The organism is Nitrosopumilus adriaticus (genome assembly GCF_000956175.1).
GTDB classification, from domain to species: Archaea; Thermoproteota; Nitrososphaeria; order Nitrososphaerales; family Nitrosopumilaceae; genus Nitrosopumilus; species Nitrosopumilus adriaticus.
The window spans coordinates 1,749,801-1,765,886 of the sequence record NZ_CP011070.1; the positions used below are offsets into that span (position 1 = coordinate 1,749,801).

Annotated in this window: 15 protein-coding genes, 1 tRNA gene, 1 other RNA gene and 1 pseudogene; 10 read left to right on the plus strand and 8 right to left on the minus strand. The window is 33.0% G+C overall.

Features of this window, described 5'->3' with window-relative positions:
* Positions 1 to 36: 36 nt before the first annotated feature.
* Positions 37 to 201 (plus strand): hypothetical protein, encoded by a 165-nt coding sequence (locus NADRNF5_RS11495; protein ID WP_192828327.1) that lies wholly within the window; start codon positions 37 to 39, stop codon positions 199 to 201.
* Here the strand turns inward: NADRNF5_RS11495 and NADRNF5_RS10365 are convergent, their stop codons facing one another.
* Entirely contained in the window at positions 202 to 621 is a 420-nt protein-coding gene (locus NADRNF5_RS10365) for a secondary thiamine-phosphate synthase enzyme YjbQ (RefSeq protein WP_048118452.1), read from the minus strand.
* Positions 622 to 791: 170 nt separating this feature from the next.
* Here NADRNF5_RS10365 and NADRNF5_RS10370 point away from each other — a divergent pair, with 170 nt between their 5' ends.
* Complete coding sequence (locus NADRNF5_RS10370) at positions 792 to 1,208, plus strand: hypothetical protein (RefSeq protein WP_048118456.1); 417 nt, start codon at positions 792 to 794, stop codon at positions 1,206 to 1,208.
* 32 nt (positions 1,209 to 1,240) lie between these two features.
* Positions 1,241 to 2,284 (plus strand): pelota family protein, encoded by a 1,044-nt coding sequence (locus NADRNF5_RS10375; protein ID WP_048118459.1) that lies wholly within the window; start codon positions 1,241 to 1,243, stop codon positions 2,282 to 2,284.
* On the opposite strand, the gene cutA is transcribed toward NADRNF5_RS10375, so the two are convergent.
* On the minus strand, positions 2,281 to 2,592 hold the full coding sequence (gene cutA / locus NADRNF5_RS10380) for a divalent-cation tolerance protein CutA (RefSeq protein ID WP_048118467.1): 312 nt from the start codon (positions 2,590 to 2,592) through the stop codon (positions 2,281 to 2,283). The two genes, NADRNF5_RS10375 and cutA, sit on opposite strands and share 4 nt — an antisense overlap.
* A 44-nt stretch (positions 2,593 to 2,636) precedes the next feature.
* Between cutA and NADRNF5_RS10385 the strand changes: the two genes are divergently transcribed.
* From NADRNF5_RS10385 to NADRNF5_RS10395, 4 genes are all read left to right on the plus strand, one after another.
* Positions 2,637 to 3,833: a site-2 protease family protein gene (locus NADRNF5_RS10385; protein WP_237089283.1), complete on the plus strand. Its 1,197-nt coding sequence runs from the start codon at positions 2,637 to 2,639 to the stop codon at positions 3,831 to 3,833.
* Between the two features lie 43 nt (positions 3,834 to 3,876).
* Entirely contained in the window at positions 3,877 to 4,791 is a 915-nt protein-coding gene (locus NADRNF5_RS10390) for a TIGR00269 family protein (protein ID WP_048118477.1), read from the plus strand.
* A gap of 34 nt (positions 4,792 to 4,825) precedes the next feature.
* An RNA gene (gene ffs / locus NADRNF5_RS10985) (signal recognition particle sRNA) lies at positions 4,826 to 5,137 on the plus strand.
* Between the two features lie 31 nt (positions 5,138 to 5,168).
* Complete coding sequence (locus NADRNF5_RS10395; protein ID WP_048119622.1) at positions 5,169 to 5,501, plus strand: hypothetical protein; 333 nt, start codon at positions 5,169 to 5,171, stop codon at positions 5,499 to 5,501.
* On the opposite strand, the gene NADRNF5_RS10400 is transcribed toward NADRNF5_RS10395, so the two are convergent.
* Both NADRNF5_RS10400 and NADRNF5_RS10405 read right to left on the minus strand, forming a co-directional pair.
* Positions 5,498 to 5,776, minus strand: a complete 279-nt coding sequence (locus tag NADRNF5_RS10400; protein ID WP_048118480.1) for an acylphosphatase — start codon at positions 5,774 to 5,776, stop codon at positions 5,498 to 5,500. The genes NADRNF5_RS10395 and NADRNF5_RS10400 overlap by 4 nt on opposite strands.
* A 51-nt stretch (positions 5,777 to 5,827) precedes the next feature.
* Positions 5,828 to 6,562: a 50S ribosomal protein L2 gene (locus NADRNF5_RS10405; protein ID WP_048118484.1), complete on the minus strand. Its 735-nt coding sequence runs from the start codon at positions 6,560 to 6,562 to the stop codon at positions 5,828 to 5,830.
* 103 nt (positions 6,563 to 6,665) lie between these two features.
* Between NADRNF5_RS10405 and NADRNF5_RS10410 the strand changes: the two genes are divergently transcribed.
* From NADRNF5_RS10410 to gatE, 3 genes and pseudogenes are all read left to right on the plus strand, one after another.
* Complete coding sequence (locus NADRNF5_RS10410) at positions 6,666 to 8,852, plus strand: CDC48 family AAA ATPase (RefSeq protein ID WP_048118487.1); 2,187 nt, start codon at positions 6,666 to 6,668, stop codon at positions 8,850 to 8,852.
* Positions 8,853 to 8,884: 32 nt separating this feature from the next.
* Positions 8,885 to 10,173 (plus strand): annotated as a pseudogene (gene gatD / locus NADRNF5_RS10415) (Glu-tRNA(Gln) amidotransferase subunit GatD).
* A gap of 13 nt (positions 10,174 to 10,186) precedes the next feature.
* Positions 10,187 to 12,094 carry a Glu-tRNA(Gln) amidotransferase subunit GatE gene (gatE, locus tag NADRNF5_RS10420; RefSeq protein ID WP_048119625.1) on the plus strand — a complete coding sequence of 636 codons (1,908 nt, stop codon included), beginning with the start codon at positions 10,187 to 10,189 and terminating at the stop codon, positions 12,092 to 12,094.
* Between the two features lie 5 nt (positions 12,095 to 12,099).
* On the opposite strand, the gene NADRNF5_RS10425 is transcribed toward gatE, so the two are convergent.
* The 4 genes from NADRNF5_RS10425 to dnaK form a co-directional block, all read right to left on the minus strand.
* Positions 12,100 to 12,184 (minus strand) — tRNA-Leu (locus NADRNF5_RS10425).
* 238 nt (positions 12,185 to 12,422) lie between these two features.
* The gene (locus NADRNF5_RS10430; RefSeq protein WP_048119629.1) at positions 12,423 to 12,962 is read right to left on the minus strand and encodes a 5' nucleotidase, NT5C type; all 540 of its coding nucleotides are present in this window, start codon (positions 12,960 to 12,962) and stop codon (positions 12,423 to 12,425) included.
* A gap of 4 nt (positions 12,963 to 12,966) precedes the next feature.
* Entirely contained in the window at positions 12,967 to 14,052 is a 1,086-nt protein-coding gene (gene dnaJ, locus NADRNF5_RS10435; protein WP_048118488.1) for a molecular chaperone DnaJ, read from the minus strand.
* A 48-nt stretch (positions 14,053 to 14,100) separates the two neighbouring features.
* A complete protein-coding gene (gene dnaK / locus NADRNF5_RS10440; protein ID WP_048118491.1) occupies positions 14,101 to 16,083 on the minus strand; it encodes a molecular chaperone DnaK in 1,983 nt (660 codons plus the stop codon).
* Positions 16,084 to 16,086: the final 3 nt, after the last annotated feature.

A 16,086-nucleotide genomic window follows, 5' to 3' on the forward strand; every position in this document is an offset into this window, starting at 1 on the left:
CCAAAAGATATATCATCTTAGAAACTAAATTTATTCATGGCATGTTTCTGTGGCTGTGAAATTTATGAAAAAAATGAAGATGGATTCAAAATTGCATGTGTAAAATGTGGACATGGGCCTCAAAATCATGATGAAGAATTCAGAGCCGCTGCAAGAAAGAATGAATCACAAAGTCAAAAGCGTGATGCAGACTTTGGATGATTACTCACCAATTATTTTTACTAAAACTCTTTTTGGTCGTTTACCATCAAATTCACCATAAAAAATTTCTTCCCATGGTCCAAAATCTAATTTTCCATTAGTTATTGCAATAACAACTTCTCTTCCCATAACTTGTCTTTTGAGATGAGCATCTGCATTATCTTCACCAGTTTTGTTATGTTCATATTGAGTGGTTGGTTCGTGAGGAGCTAATCCTTCCAACCATTTCTCATAATCATGAAGCAATCCTCCCTCATTATCATTAATGAAAACACTTGCAGTAATATGCATGGCATTTACAAGACAAAGTCCTTCCTTGACTTTACTTTTTGTTACAAGATTGTTTACATCATTTGTAATATTGACAAATGCTCTTCGTGTTTTAACTTCAAATGTAAGATATTCTGTAAGGAATTTCATATTTTTAAACACAAATTAATCATTAAAAACCTAAGGCAGGCTCAGAACTCAAGATCCTCATCATCATTTCAAAGGGATAGGTTCATCACTGCCTGCATGCATAATTCAGGCAGATTCCTATTGAGTCTTTCAAGAAGCTTGATAAATGGCTAATAGTTCAATCTTTCAAAATGGTTGCAATTGATACTCCCGCCTCATTGGAAAGCTTTAGAAGATTTATAATTTCGAGTACTTGTAAATCCTACGCCCCAAGGAGTTATTTGGAAGATTCGGAGGTGTTTGCAGAAAGAGAAGACAGTCTTGGTGCAATTTACGTAGAAGCAGCTGATAAAGTAACTTTGAAAAAAATAAGAGATATTACATTTGTTAATGCAAGAGATATTCTAGGAATTATATATAATTCAAAAAGTGGAAACACATCTTTGAAATGGCGTCAATTAAGACGAAATAATGGTAAAGTTTCTGGCGAAGCTTCTGCAAACTCTCTTACAAATCTAGCAGAATCAGGAGTTCTTACTTTAGATTGGGTTGAAAATTATCTAAAGAAAAAAACAGAAGAAACAAAGACTAACGAAGTCACAGGCTAAACTCTTTTCTTTTTGTAGATTAAAGCATAATTATGATTACAAAGACTATTGATGATAATTCAATTTCAGTAATAGCAGAAGATTCAGATGACCTTTTGAATTTACGTCGGATTATTAAGAAAGATGATAAAGTTATTGGAGATACAACAAGAGTACTAAAACAAGATAAAGATTATTCAAGACCAGACAAAGGAGAAAGAATCAAAGTAAGAATTGCATTAACTGTTGAAAAAATTTCACTTGATGATGTCCTTGACAGATTGAGGGTTGGTGGAACTATTTATGAATCAAGTAATGAATCAGTACCTCATGGATCACATCATTCATTTATTTTAAAAATTAATGATGGAATAACAATTTCAAAGAAAAAATGGTCACCAATTGAAAAGAAACTTTTAGAATCAAACAATAATCAAATTGCTTTTGTACTTGTAGCTATAGATACTGCTGACTGTGGAATTGCAAGATTGAGAGGAACACATTTAGAATTTATGCCAAATATTTATTCAGGTTCTGGTGGTAAAAGATACAAAACTAATTTTAATATTGAAAAATTCTTTGATCAAGTCCAACAAGCAGTATTATCCATTAGAAAAAAAGAAGACATAATAATAATTTTTGGGCCAGGTGAAACTAAAAAAAGACTAGTAAATTTTATTCAAAAATCACAAAAATTCAAAATTCAGATTGTTGAAGGAATTGATTCAGGTGGTGAAGATGGAATATACACATTCACAAAATCTCAAGCGATGCAGGAAATAATGTCTGATAGTAACTTAGCCAAGTCTTCATCTATTATTAATGAAGTAATGGTTCTTGCAAATAAAAAAAGTAGCAAGTTTACTATGGGATTTGATGAAACTTTTCATGCAAATCAAATGAGCGCTGTTGAATCTCTTGTTTTCTCAGATAAAGCAATACAAGATAATGATGAGCAAAAAATTATGGATTTTCTCAATGATGCTGAAAGTAAAGGAGTCAAAATTTACAGTGTTGATTCATCAACAGATATTGGTCTTAGGGTTTCAGGTTTGGGAGGAATAGTTTCCTTGTTACGATATGCAATTGAATCTTAATTTGTAGAATCAATTAACCATTTAAGATAGGACTTGTTCATCGAAGTTACTTCAACTTCAACTATTTCTGGAACATCATAAGGGTGAGATTCCAAAATTTTCTTTTTTAGCAATTTTTTATTTTTTGTCATGGTTTTAAAAATTGCAAGATATTCTGTTGTATTTTCAATTTTTTTATTCCAAGAATAAATTGAAGAAATTTTTGAAATGTTTACGCATGCAACAATCTTATTATTTACAAGTTCATTTGCAATTTTAGAAATTGATTTTTTGTTAGGATATGTTGAGATAATTACTGTAGGTTTCATAGTAACCGATAAATGTACGTACCTTAAAAAAATTAACAATTAGTTTGGAACTTGATTTTATTACACAAAATTCGATAATCTATGTCTTAATTGCTTGGGTCATTATAGTCATAATTGCAAAAGGGCTAAAATTAGAAAAATATGGTTTTGAAATAAAGGCTTACAGTTTAGTATACAAAAACAGAGGGGTAGATTTAGTTCTAAATAAAATTCTCACTCGAACAAAAAGAGGAATCAGAGTTTTTGCAGATACGAGTGTAATTGCAGGTTTTATTATGATGGGTTTTGCATTTTGGTTTTTGCTCAATAATGTATCAAACTTTTTTGTTGCACAATCTGAATTCTCAGAATTAACAGTTCTTATTCCAGGAGTGACATTAACATCTGCATCATCAATCACATACTTTTTACTATCAATTCCAATTGTTCTCGTAGTTCATGAGGGAGCACATGGAATAGTTGCTGCTTTGGAAAAAATTAAGATCAAAACAGGTGGCTTTGCAATATTTATCGCAATGTTTGCAGGATTTGTAGAGCCAGATGAAGAAGAATTTGATAAGGCAAAAAAGATTTCAAAATTAAGAGTAATAGGTGCAGGGGCAACATCAAATGTAATTTTTGCATTTGTATTAGGAGCTATATTATTAACAAACCCATTTTTTGCAATGGTATTACCTGAACCGCTTCTCAGTGCATTTTATGAATTACCTGACGGAGTTTTGATTCTATCTATCATAGAGAACTCAGGAGCTGAACAAGCAGGATTGCTTGCAAATGATATCATTACATCAATTAATGGTATACCGATCTTGAGTCCAATTGATTTTCCCAGTTTGAATCCAGGTGAAACAGCAAGTGTGACAGTAATAAGAGATAGTCAAACATTAGAATTTGGAGTTGAGATAATCCCATCTCCAGAAGATCCTGAGAGAGGATTAATTGGAATAATGAGAGACAATACATTTGCATACAAACCAATAATGAATTTCATCACATGGAATGATCCAAATGTTTCAATGTTTTTGTTATGGTTATGGATGATTTCATTTTTCATAGGAATTATCAATATGCTTCCTCTACCAATTTTAGACGGGGGAAAATTCATTCATACAATTATTGACAAAAAAATCTCGGATAAATCAGTTAATGTAGTCATGTGGGGAATTTACGCATTCACGTTTACCCTATTTGGACTTAACATTGCATTATCATATTTAAAATCTGGCTGGTTTACAATATAGAATTCACCTAAAGAATCATTAATGAAAAAATATCAAGAAATTCATGATATGTGATAGTTGTCAAAATCCAGCTGTCTATACGAGAAAATATTCAGGTCAAAAATTATGTTCACCATGTTTCTCAAATTCTATTGTTAGAAAAACTGCTAAAACAATTTCAAAATATAATATGATTCAATATAATGAATTAGTAGCTGTTGCTGTTTCTGGTGGAAAAGATTCCTTGGCGTTACTGAAAATTATTCATGAAATGGCATCTACACATCAGTTTAGAATAATAGTAATTACCATTGACGAAGGAATTCCAGGATATAGAAATGAGGCTTTAGAAATTGTTGAAAAATTTTGTTCCGAACTTAATGTAGAGCACAAAGTTTATGCATACAAAGAGCTTTTTGAATTGACATTAGATGAAGCCTTAGATTTACGAGAAAATGAGAAAACTTCATCATGCTCAATATGTGGAACCCTTAGAAGAAGGGCAATAGATTATGCTGCAAAGGATGTAGGTGCAGATGTGATAGCAACTGGGCACAATCTAGACGATACATTACAAACATTTGTCATAAACATGCTTTCAGGAGATACTACTAAGATTGGTTGGATGGATCCAGATACATCCTCAAATTCTTTAAGAAAAATAAAACCGTTTTGTGAAATTTATGAATCTGAAATAGTGTTTTATGCATTTACAAATAATATTCCATTTCAATCAGAACCTTGTCCACACATGAATGAAGGTATTAGAACAGAGATTCGTGAATTTCTAAATTCTCTTGAAACTCAGCATAGTGGAATTAAAAATAACTTGTATCAATCAATTCTCAAAGTTTCTCAAATTGTAAAGACTTCAAATTCAAAAGAAAAAATATCTTGTAAAAAATGTGGAACAGAATGCACTGGGGATATATGCTCAGTTTGCAATATCGTTTTAAAACTAAAAGAAAATCAAACCTAATGCAAATATAACATACTTTTTTTAGAATAAACGGTAGTAGGTAGGATTAGGGTGCCAGCCGTGCCCTGTTCTGAAACCGGCTATATGCAGAGATCAGCAACTGTTGGGTAAATCTCTAGATGGGTAATTCCCGCTTGGTGTGCGGAAATGAAATCACGCCGAGGCGGGTGGTTGCAGGACTAGAAATATCCGAAGGGATAACTTCTAAGACCGAACCATCGAAAGGGATGAGGTCCGGGAGGGAGCAATCCTAAGGTGGAGCATCCACGCTTCCTCGTCAACGTGGCGGATCTTGTATGCCTTGAAATGGGGCTATTCGTCTAGACTGGAACCAGCAGATCTACTACCTTTATAATTTCAATAAAATCAGTATGTTCATGGAAGGAATAATCTCATTTGGAAATAAAAGAGATTATGAAGACTTTAAGAAGCAGATTCCTAGTTCAGTATTACCTCTTTTCAATTCTATCAGAGATTTTTGCTTATCTTTAGGAGATAATGTAGTTGAAGACATTAGGATGCACAGAGTTGTTTTTTGTAAATCAATTACTTTTAGATGGTTTGCAGATGTAGAGCCTCAAAGAGAAGGAGTGATAATTAAAATTCAAAAAAGTAGAAAAGAACCCATTGAGATTATTCAGATCAGTAAAGAACAAAATATTTTAGAATTTGGCAATGTAATTAAAGAAGCCTTTGAAAAAATTCACTAGTATGCAACATCAAACTTTGAAAATTCGCCACTAAATTTTTCATTTCGTATTTCTATATCTTCAACAATTGCATTTGCAGGTCCACCATGAGCCCATTCAACTAATCTTGTAACATTTTCTGTATCACCTTCTAAAACGGCTTCAACACGACCATCCTTCAAATTTTTGACCCAACCATAAACATTGTTTTGTTTTGCTTTCGCTTTTAATGTCTGACGAAAAAAAACTCCTTGTACTCTACCAGTTACAAAAATTCTAATTCGTTGTTTTGACATTAGAGATAGATTTCAAAGAGTCATTAATCAATTTTAGGCTATAGAAAAAAACTATTTCCTTTCTTTGATTCTAGCTCTACCAGTCTTTCTAGCAGCAATACTTCCCACTTTAGCACCTGGAGGGGCATCTCTTGAAACGGTTGAGCTTTGTCCAACATGTTGATGACGACCACCACCGTGTGGGTGAACGTAAGCTGCTTGAGCAACACCTCTAACAATTGGATATTTCTTTCCTTTAGCCTTAAAACTACGCCACTTGTTGCCTGCACTCATAAAGTGTCGTTCACTTGCTCCACCACCAGCTAGAGTACCAATCATAGCCCTATTCTTTGGATTTAGAGTAGTAAATCTCCCAGATGGTAGTTTAACAGTAACTCCCTCATCACCATGAGAGAAAATAGTTGCATCAGTACCTGCAGATTTTACAATAGCACCACCATCACCAAAATGCTTTTCAATATTACAGACAATTGTACCGTCAGGGATATTTTGTACACTAATTACATTACCCTTCTCAATCTTTGATTTTAATCCAAATTGTAAAATTTCACCTACTTTAGCTCCCAAAATTGCTGGAACGTATGATACGGATCCATCTTCAAATCTAATCTTGGCTAATGGTGCTTCTCGTCCACGTTCGTGAACCAAATCGATAATTTCCCCTTCATGTTGTTCTGCAAGTGGAAATCGAGGGTAATTTGCTTTGGAGCCTACTTTTCCAGTAGATGTAGATCTAAACTGCATTCCTCCACGGCCACGTCTTCGAACTAATGGTCTCTTACCCATGTTGATCGTTTCCTACGGAAAGAGGATTTTAAGCTTGTGATGGCTATTGTAAGTTAAGAAAATTACCACAAAGGTATAAAAATTAGACAGAGGGCATTTCTGTATGAGCCAAAGTGGTCTTTCTCTCAAAGTTCTTGAAGCATATACTAGAGATGTTGGGAGAGGAGTAGCAAGAATAGATTATGATTCTATGGATACCCTAAATGCCTCCACAGGCGATGTTATTGAAATTAAAGGTAAAAGGAGAACGGTTGCAAAATGTCTTCCTTTGTATCCATCTGATGAAGGAAAGGGAATTATTAGAATCGATGGGCTTGGAAGGAATAATTCAGGAATTGCAATTGGAGATACAATTTCTGTTAGAAAAATAAAAGCAGTTGCTGCAGAAAAAGTAGTAGTTGCACCATTAGAAGCAATTCCCCCAATTGATGAAAGATATCTTGCAGATGCTCTAGAAAGTGTTCCTTTGATTAAAGGTGATAATGTAATGGTACCATATTTTGGTGGTCGTTTAACTTTTCAAGTTATTGGAGTCACTCCCGCAGCTGATGCTGTTTTAGTTACTCAAAAAACTGTTTTTCATATTGCAGAAAAAGGAGAAACATTACGTGGAGTTCCACAAGTAACCTATGAAGACATTGGGGGTTTAACAGATGAGATTAAAAAAGTCAGAGAGATGATTGAACTTCCCTTAAGACATCCAGAGATTTTTGAAAAGTTGGGAATAGAAGCACCAAAAGGTGTTTTGTTGTATGGTCCTCCTGGAACAGGTAAGACATTACTTGCAAAAGCAGTAGCCAATGAAAGTAATGCACATTTTATCAGTATCTCGGGTCCAGAAATAATGAGTAAGTTTTACGGTGAAAGTGAAGCTAGACTAAGGGAAATTTTCAAAGAGGCTAGAGAAAAAGCTCCATCAATTATCTTTGTAGATGAAATAGATTCTATTGCACCAAAAAGAGAAGAAGTTACTGGAGAAGTTGAAAGAAGAGTTGTTTCTCAAATGTTGTCATTAATGGATGGTCTAGAAGCTAGAGGTAAAGTAATTGTTATTTCTGCAACAAACAGACCAAATGCAATTGATCCTGCACTTAGAAGACCAGGTAGATTTGATAGAGAAATTGAGATCAAAGTTCCAGACAAAAAAGGAAGAAAAGACATCCTTGCAATTCATAGTAGAAACATGCCATTATCTGATGATGTAAATATTGATAAAATTTCAGCAGTTAGTCACGGTTATGTTGGAGCAGACTTGGAATATCTCTGTAAAGAGGCTGCAATGAAATGCTTGAGAAGATTACTACCTATTCTTAATTTAGAAGAAGAGAAAATCCCACCAGAAACTTTAGATAAATTAATCGTAAATAATGATGATTTCCTCAAAGCTTTGATAGAAGTTACACCATCTGGAATGAGAGAAGTTTTCATAGAAAATCCCGATGTAAAATGGGATGATGTTGGTGGATTAGAAGATGTTAAACGTGAACTACAAGAGGCTGTCGAATGGCCTATGAAATATCCTGGGCTTTATGACAAATTAGGCCATAACATGCCAAGAGGAATTTTGCTTCATGGACCAAGTGGAACAGGTAAAACATTACTTGCAAAAGCAGTAGCCACACAAAGTGAAGCAAATTTTGTTTCTGTTAGAGGTCCCGAACTTTTATCAAAATGGGTAGGAGAATCAGAAAGAGGAATCAGAGAGATTTTCAAAAGAGCACGTCAATCTGCCCCATGTGTTGTATTCTTTGATGAAATAGATTCTATTGCACCAATTAGAGGTGCAGGTGGAGAAACAGCAGTTACTGAAAGAGTTGTTAGTCAATTACTTACAGAATTGGATGGAATGGAAAACATGCACGGAGTTATTGTTTTAGCTGCTACAAACAGAGCAGATATGATAGATCCTGCATTATTAAGACCGGGTAGATTTGATAAAATTATTCAAATTCCACTTCCAGATAAAGAAAGCAGAAAGAGTATATTGAAAATTAATGCAGCAAAAATTCCAATAATTGATGATTCAAGTGATCCTCAGCATGTTGACATTGAGAAAATCGCTGATCTAACTGATGGTCTAAGTGGTGCAGATACAGCATCCATTGCGAATACTGCAGTATCTTTAGTTATCCATGAATTTTTGGATTCACATCCAGATACAAAAGATATTGAGAAAACTACAATTGACGCTAAGGTAACAATGAAACACTTTGAAGAAGCAGTCAAAAAAGTCAGAGAACAAAAAGATCTAAAGTTAGGCGAAAAACTAGTTGCATCCTATTACAGGTAGTTTTAATTAAATAACAAATCTAATTCTCATAAATGTCAGAACACAGAGGATATGAAGGTAATTCACTAGATTTTCTTAAGGCAAATAAAATTATAGTGGGGGATTCTGTTAAGATCACTGCAGATATTACGTATTCAGGCATAATAATGCCAAGATATGAACATAGTGATGATAAACATATTGTTTTGAAATTAAAAAACGGATATAATATAGGATTAGAAATTTCTGAAATAAAAAAAATTGAAAAAAGTGAAAGTATAGAAAAAATAATTGAAAAAAGTGAAAGTATAGAAAAAAGTGAAGGGCTACCAAAAATTTTACTTTTATCAACTGGAGGAACAATAGCTAGTAAGGTCGATTATAGAACAGGATCAGTAACTCCTGTATTAACAGCTAAAGAACTTAATGCATCTGTACCAGAGCTTGCTAAAATTGCTAATATTGATGCAGAAGTAATATTTTCAGAGTATTCTGAAAACATTCAACCTAAACAATGGTTACAAATTGCTGAGAAAATAAACCAATATTCAAAATCAGATTATGTTGGAATAATTATTGCACATGGTACAGATACTATGCATTATACATCATCATTTCTTTCATTTGCATTAGCAGGATTTTCAATTCCAATTGTACTTGTAGGTTCTCAAAGATCTTCAGATCGTGCTTCATCTGATGCGGCATTAAATTTGATTGGTGCAGTAAAATTTATCACTACAAGTAATACTAAAGGAGTCTACATTGCAATGCATCTAGATGAAAATGATGAAACAATTGCATGCCATATTGGAACCAGGGTGAGAAAAAATCATACTAGTAAAAGAGGTGCGTTTGAAACAATTGGGGATGATCCTGCATTCATAATTGCAGAAGATCAAATTCAAAAAATATTAAAGAAGATTTTTTTAAAACAAAAGAGTTTCTTCCAAAAATTAAGCTAGATACTAATGTTGCATTAGTAAAATATCATCCTGGATTTAATCCAGATTTGTTAGAAAAAATTATTGAGATGGGATATAAAGGAATAATTTTTGAAGGCACAGGACTAGGACATATTGGGAAAACAATGTACAAAAGTGTAAAAAAAGCTAATGAAAAAGGAATTTTTCTAGGCATGACTTCTCAATGTATTGACGGAAGAGTTAGAATGACAGTATATGAAAGTGGTCGTGATTTGCTTAATTTAGGAATAATTCCATTAGAAAATATGATTCCTGAAGTAGCATTAGTTAAGACAATGTGGGCAATAGGGAATATACAAAATATGGAAGAGGTGAAAAAAATTATGCTTCAAAATATTGCTTCAGAAATATCAAATTGAGAGAGTGAAAAATGTGTCAGAATTCTCAATTAGTGAAGTTGGATTAAAAGTAGGACTAGAAATTCATCAACAACTAGCAACAAATAAGAAATTATTTTGCAATTGTAGACCAATTGAATCAGAAGAATACTCAATTAAATTTCAAAGAAAATTGCGTGCAGTTAAAAGTGAATTGGGAGAATATGATCCAGCTGCATTATTTGAAAAGTCAAAATCTAAAACAATAGTCTACTATGCAAATAAAGAAAGCAGTTGTTTAGTTGAACAAGATGAAGAACCACCACATAACTTAGATAATGATGCAAAAGATCTTGCACTTGTAATTGCAAAATCACTGAATTCAAAAATTTTTAATGAAATTTATCCAATGAGAAAAACAGTAATTGATGGCTCAAACACAACAGGTTTTCAGCGAACTATGTTGATTTCACAAGGAGGTCATATTGAAGTTGAGGGTGATAAAGTAGGAGTGCAAGCTATTTGCCTTGAAGAAGATGCAGCAAAACTTCTTGGTGATAAAGGTAACATTAGAGAATATAGTTTAGATAGACTTGGCGTTCCTCTTTTAGAGATTGCATTAGATCCTGTAGAAGGAGATTCTAAAAAAATTAAGAAAATTGCATTGTCTTTAGGTAGGCTACTACGAAGTACTAAAAAAGTAACCAGAGGAATCGGATCAATTAGACAAGATGTCAATGTTTCAGTTAGAGATGGAGGGGCAGTAGTAGAAGTAAAAGGAGTTCAGCAATTGGATCAATTGGAAAAAGTAGTAGAATTTGAGGCTAAAAGGCAATTTGGATTAGTAAAAATTGCTGAGAAGTTGAGAAATTCTGAGTTTAAAGGAATTTCAAAAAAAGAAAATATTTTTGATATCACTGAAAATTGGAAAAATTGTAAATCTAAAATAATTCAAAAAGCATTAAAAGATAATTCAATTATCAAAGCAATAAAAATTGAAAATTTTTTGGGAATGTTTGGTTATTCCCCATTTGAAGGAATAAGATTAGGAAAAGAAATAGGACAATTAGTAAAGTTTTATGGTATTGGTGGTGTTTTTCATTCAGATGAATTGCCAAACTATGGAATAGAAGATGAAGATATCACGATTGTTAAAAATATTTTAAAAGTAAATCAAAATGATGCATTTTTGATAATTGCTGCTCCTTCTTCAAAAATAGATTTTGCAATTAATTCAATTATTAACAGATTAGAAGTGGCAAAGAAAGGTGTTCCTGCAGAAACTAGATTGGCCACACAAACTGGTGAAACTGTTTTCTTAAGACCCCGTCCAGGTGCATCAAGAATGTATCCTGAGACAGACATTCCACCGATCTCAGTTTCAAATGAAGAATTAGAAAATGCTAGTAAAAATATTCCAAAATCATGGGATGAATCACTTTTAGAATTACAAAAAAAATATGAATTGAATCCTCAGCTGTCTGAGCAGATTTTTGATTCACGATATATTGAATTATTTGAAAAAATTGTTGAAAAAATTAAAGTCAATCCCACTTTTGTAGCATCAATTTTATGTTCAACGATTACTAATTTAGAGAGAAACGGTCTTGATTCTGAACTATTAACAGAAAAAAACATTGTAAAATCATTTCAGTTATTAGAAGAAGGGAAAATTGCAAAAGAATCAATTGAGATAATCTATGAAAATATCATGTCTGGTAAGTCTCAGTCTATTGATGAAGCTTTGAAAAATGCATCAATTGAGGCTATTGATGAAGTGAAAGTGGAAGAAATTATCTTGGAAATAATTGAAAAAAATCAAGAAATTGTAAAAAATCAAAAGGAACGTTCAGTAGGGCCTTTGATGGGTATAGTTATGAAGGAATTAAGAGGAAAAGTTTCTGGTGAAATAGTTAACAATCTTCTTTTAAAAAATATTAAGAAAAAATTAGATAATATTTGATGAAATGCGGGAAGTGGGATTTGAACCCACGAACTCCTAGAAGATAAGGATCTGAACCTTACACCGTTGACCAGGCTGGGTGACTCCCGCAATGTGAATTTTTGAAATCTAGAATAAGTTTCTTTATTATACTATGAATAAAGTATTCAAATCAATCAAGTGAAAAAATGGAATTTAATGAAGTGTATTGTTCAAATTGTAAAAAAGTTTTAGGGCAATATAATGTAAAATTCTACAATGATGAAAAAGTTAAGGAGTTATTGAATACAACTCATTCTTCTCATGTTAGAAATGGGCATCAAGTAAATATTAGAAAACTTGTAAAAGACTAAACAGTTTTAATTTTTTCTATAGCTTCTTCAAGAATTGAAATTCTATGTACATTATTATCAGAAATATGTTGATTCCAAGGTTGTGAGTACAGAATTACTGTTTTGTTATTTTTAAGAAATTTTTTTGTATTTAATGGTGAATCATCAATAAAAATATCATAATCTAAATCAGCTTTCATAGGGCCATCTATTACAGACACATAATTATCAAAAAATATTTTATGATGATTTAACCAATTTTTTACAAAAGAATCTGTCGAACGTTCTCTTGCAGTTACAATATCTACCTGACCTAGTTTCAAAAGATTTTTTGTTACGGAAGATAGACTCTCTTGAGTTGGAGGTATTGAATTCCAATTTTTCCAGCATGAACTTAATTCTGTGTAGAAATCATATTGATTGATTTGATATTTCTTCCAAAAATCCCAATCTGTGATATCATTTTTTGAGATTTTAGGCCTAATTTTATTACTAAAATTTAACCAAGGTACTATTACATCAGCAAGTACGCCATCAACATCCAAAGCAATTTTCATTAATCTAGTCACTATCTTTTTTAAATTCCTCTAGAAGCTTTTTTTGATGCTTACTAAGTTTTTTTGGAATATTTACAACAATTCTAACATATTGATCTCCCTTACCTCTAGAATTAATGTGTGTGACTCCTTTTCCCTTTAGTTTGATTATAGTATTTGGTTGACTACCAGAATCTACTTTAATTTTTTCATTTCCATGTAAAGTTGGAACAATAATATCACATCCTAATGTAGCATCAATCATTGAAACATCCTGATCATAAAAAATATCTTTTCCATCTCTTTTGAATTTTAAATGAGGTTGAACTCTAACTCTTACTATTAAATCACCATTTGATCCTTCTGGAACCTCATTTCCTTCATTAGGAACTGTATAATCTCCTGAATCAATTCCAGGTGGGATTTCAAAAGTTATTTTTTTATTACCTTTTTTCTTCCCTTGACCATTACATTCGTTGCATGGAGTCTCAATAATTGAACCTTGACCATTACATGTAGAACATGGTGCTGCAGTTACAAAAGATGCAAAACCCATGTTTCGAGTTTGTCTTACTTGTCCTTGACCATTACATGTAGAACATGTTTTCTTATTAGTTCCAGGTTTACATCCACTCCCGTTACAATTATCACATTGGACTTGTTTTTCTAAATCAATTTCCATTTTTTTTCCATGTAAAACATCCTCTAATGTTACTGAAGTTTCATATAGAATATCAGATCCTCTTTGCTGATTAAAACCAAATCCGCCTCCACCACGACCAAATATTGATTCAAAAATAGAATCAAATCCGCCTCCACCACGACCAAATATGTCACTGAAATCTCCACGAGCCCCTTGAAAAATATCTTCACTAGAATATCTTCCATCTACACCTTCATGACCATGCTGATCATAGAGTTGTTTCTTTTCAGGGTCGGAAAGCACTGCATATGCTTCAGAAATTTCTTTAAAATGCTCGCTGGCGTCAGAAGATTTGTTACGATCAGGATGAAATTTTAAAGCTAGTTTTCGATATTGTTTTTTTATTTCATCTGTAGAAGATGTTTTTGAAACTCCTAAAACCTCATAATAATCACGTTTTGCTGCCATGAATCATACCTGTACAATTATTACCGTATAAATGATTGAATTTTAAAATTAGTTAGTTTTGGTTTCATCGTTTGAAGATGATTCGTTAGGTTGATTTTCAGCACTTTGTTGTCCTTCAGCACCTGCACTTTGTTGTCCTTCAGCACCTGCACTTTGTTGTCCTTCAGCACCTGCACTTTGTTGTCCTTCAGCACCTGCACTTTGTTGTCCTTCAGCACCTGCACTTTGTTGTCCTTCAGCACCTGCACTTTGTTGTCCTTCAGCACCTGGTGGAGGTGAAGCATTTTTGTATAGTTCTGTAGTTACTTCGTTGACCAAAGTTTGTAATGCTTCAAGTTTAGGTTTTAGTTCATTTGGTTCTTTATCTAAGACTTCTTTCACTTCTTTTACAGCATCAGTAATTTTAATTCCTTGTTCTTGAGAGATTTTATCTTTTAAATCATGATTGACTAATTTTTCTGTAGTGTAAATGTAACTTTCTGCCTCATTTCTAAGATCAATTTTTTCTTTTTTCTTTTTATCTTCATCAGAGAATTTTTCTGCATCTTCTTTTAATTTTTCAATTTCTTCTTTTGATAATTTTGATGTAGATTCAATGGTAATTTTTGCTTCTTTTTGAGTTCCAAGATCTTTAGCAGTTACATTGATAATTCCGTTTGCATCAATATCGAATTTTACTTCGATTTGAGGGATTCCTCTTGGAGCAGGAGGTAAATCAGTTAGATTAAAGCTTCCTAATGAAACATTATCAGTTGCCATTGGACGTTCACCTTGAACAACATGAATAGTAACAGCTGTTTGATTATCAGCTGCTGTAGTGAAGACTTTACTTTTAGAAGTTGGAATAGTTGTATTTCTTTCAATCAGTGGTTCCCTTACACCACCTAAAGTTTCAATTCCTAATGTTAGTGGAGTTACATCAAGTAGAACTATATCGCTAGTAACATCTCCAGCAATAATTCCTGCCTGAATTGCTGCTCCCATTGCTACAGCTTCCATTGGATCAACTCCTGATTCAGTTTCTTTTCCAATAATATTACTTACAAATTTTTTAACTAATGGAATTCTTGTTGGTCCTCCAACCATGACAATTTTATTTATATCAGAATTGGAAAGTTTTGCATCTTCTAGTGCTTTCAATATAGAAGGCTTACATCGTTCAACGATTGGGCCAATTAACTCATCCAATTTAGCTCTTGTTAATCGGAATTCAAGATTTTTTGCACCTGATGAAGGATCATGTGCAATAAATGGTAAATTGATATCAGTTTCCATAACTGTCGATAACTCAATTTTTGCTTTTTCAGAAGCTTCTCTTATTCTGGTCATTGCAGTTGTATCTTGTGATAGATCCACACCTTCTTTCTTTTTGAATTCATCAACAATAAAATCAATGAGAACTTTATCCATATCCGTTCCACCTAACTGAGTATCACCTGATGTACTCATAACTTCGAATACACCTCCACCCATTTCCATAATAGTCACATCTAATGTACCACCACCAAAATCAAAAACGAGAATTTTCATGTCTTCTTTTGCTTTATCTAATCCAAATGCGAGAGATGCTGCAGTTGGTTCGTTAATAATTCTGACTACATCAAGACCAGCGATTGTTCCTGCGTCTTTAGTTGCTTGACGTTGATTATCATCAAAATAGGCAGGTACTGTAATTACTGCTTTTTCTACTGGTTCACCAATAAAAGCCTCAGCATCTTTTTTGATTTTTTGAAGAATGAATGATGAAATTTGTTGAGGTTTGTATTCTTTATCTAAAATTTTAAAAGTGTAATCTGTTCCCATTTTTCTTTTGGCAGCAACAATAGTACTATCAGGATTTGTAACTGCTTGTCTTCTTGCAGGCTCACCTACTAGGCGTTCCCCATCTTTAGAAAATGCTACAACTGATGGGAATGCTTTACCTCCAACAGTGGATCCTTCAGCAGCTGGAATAATGGTTGGCTTTCCACCCATTATTACTGCAGCAGCAGAATTACTTGTTCCTAAATCAATACCAATTATTTTTGCCATTTT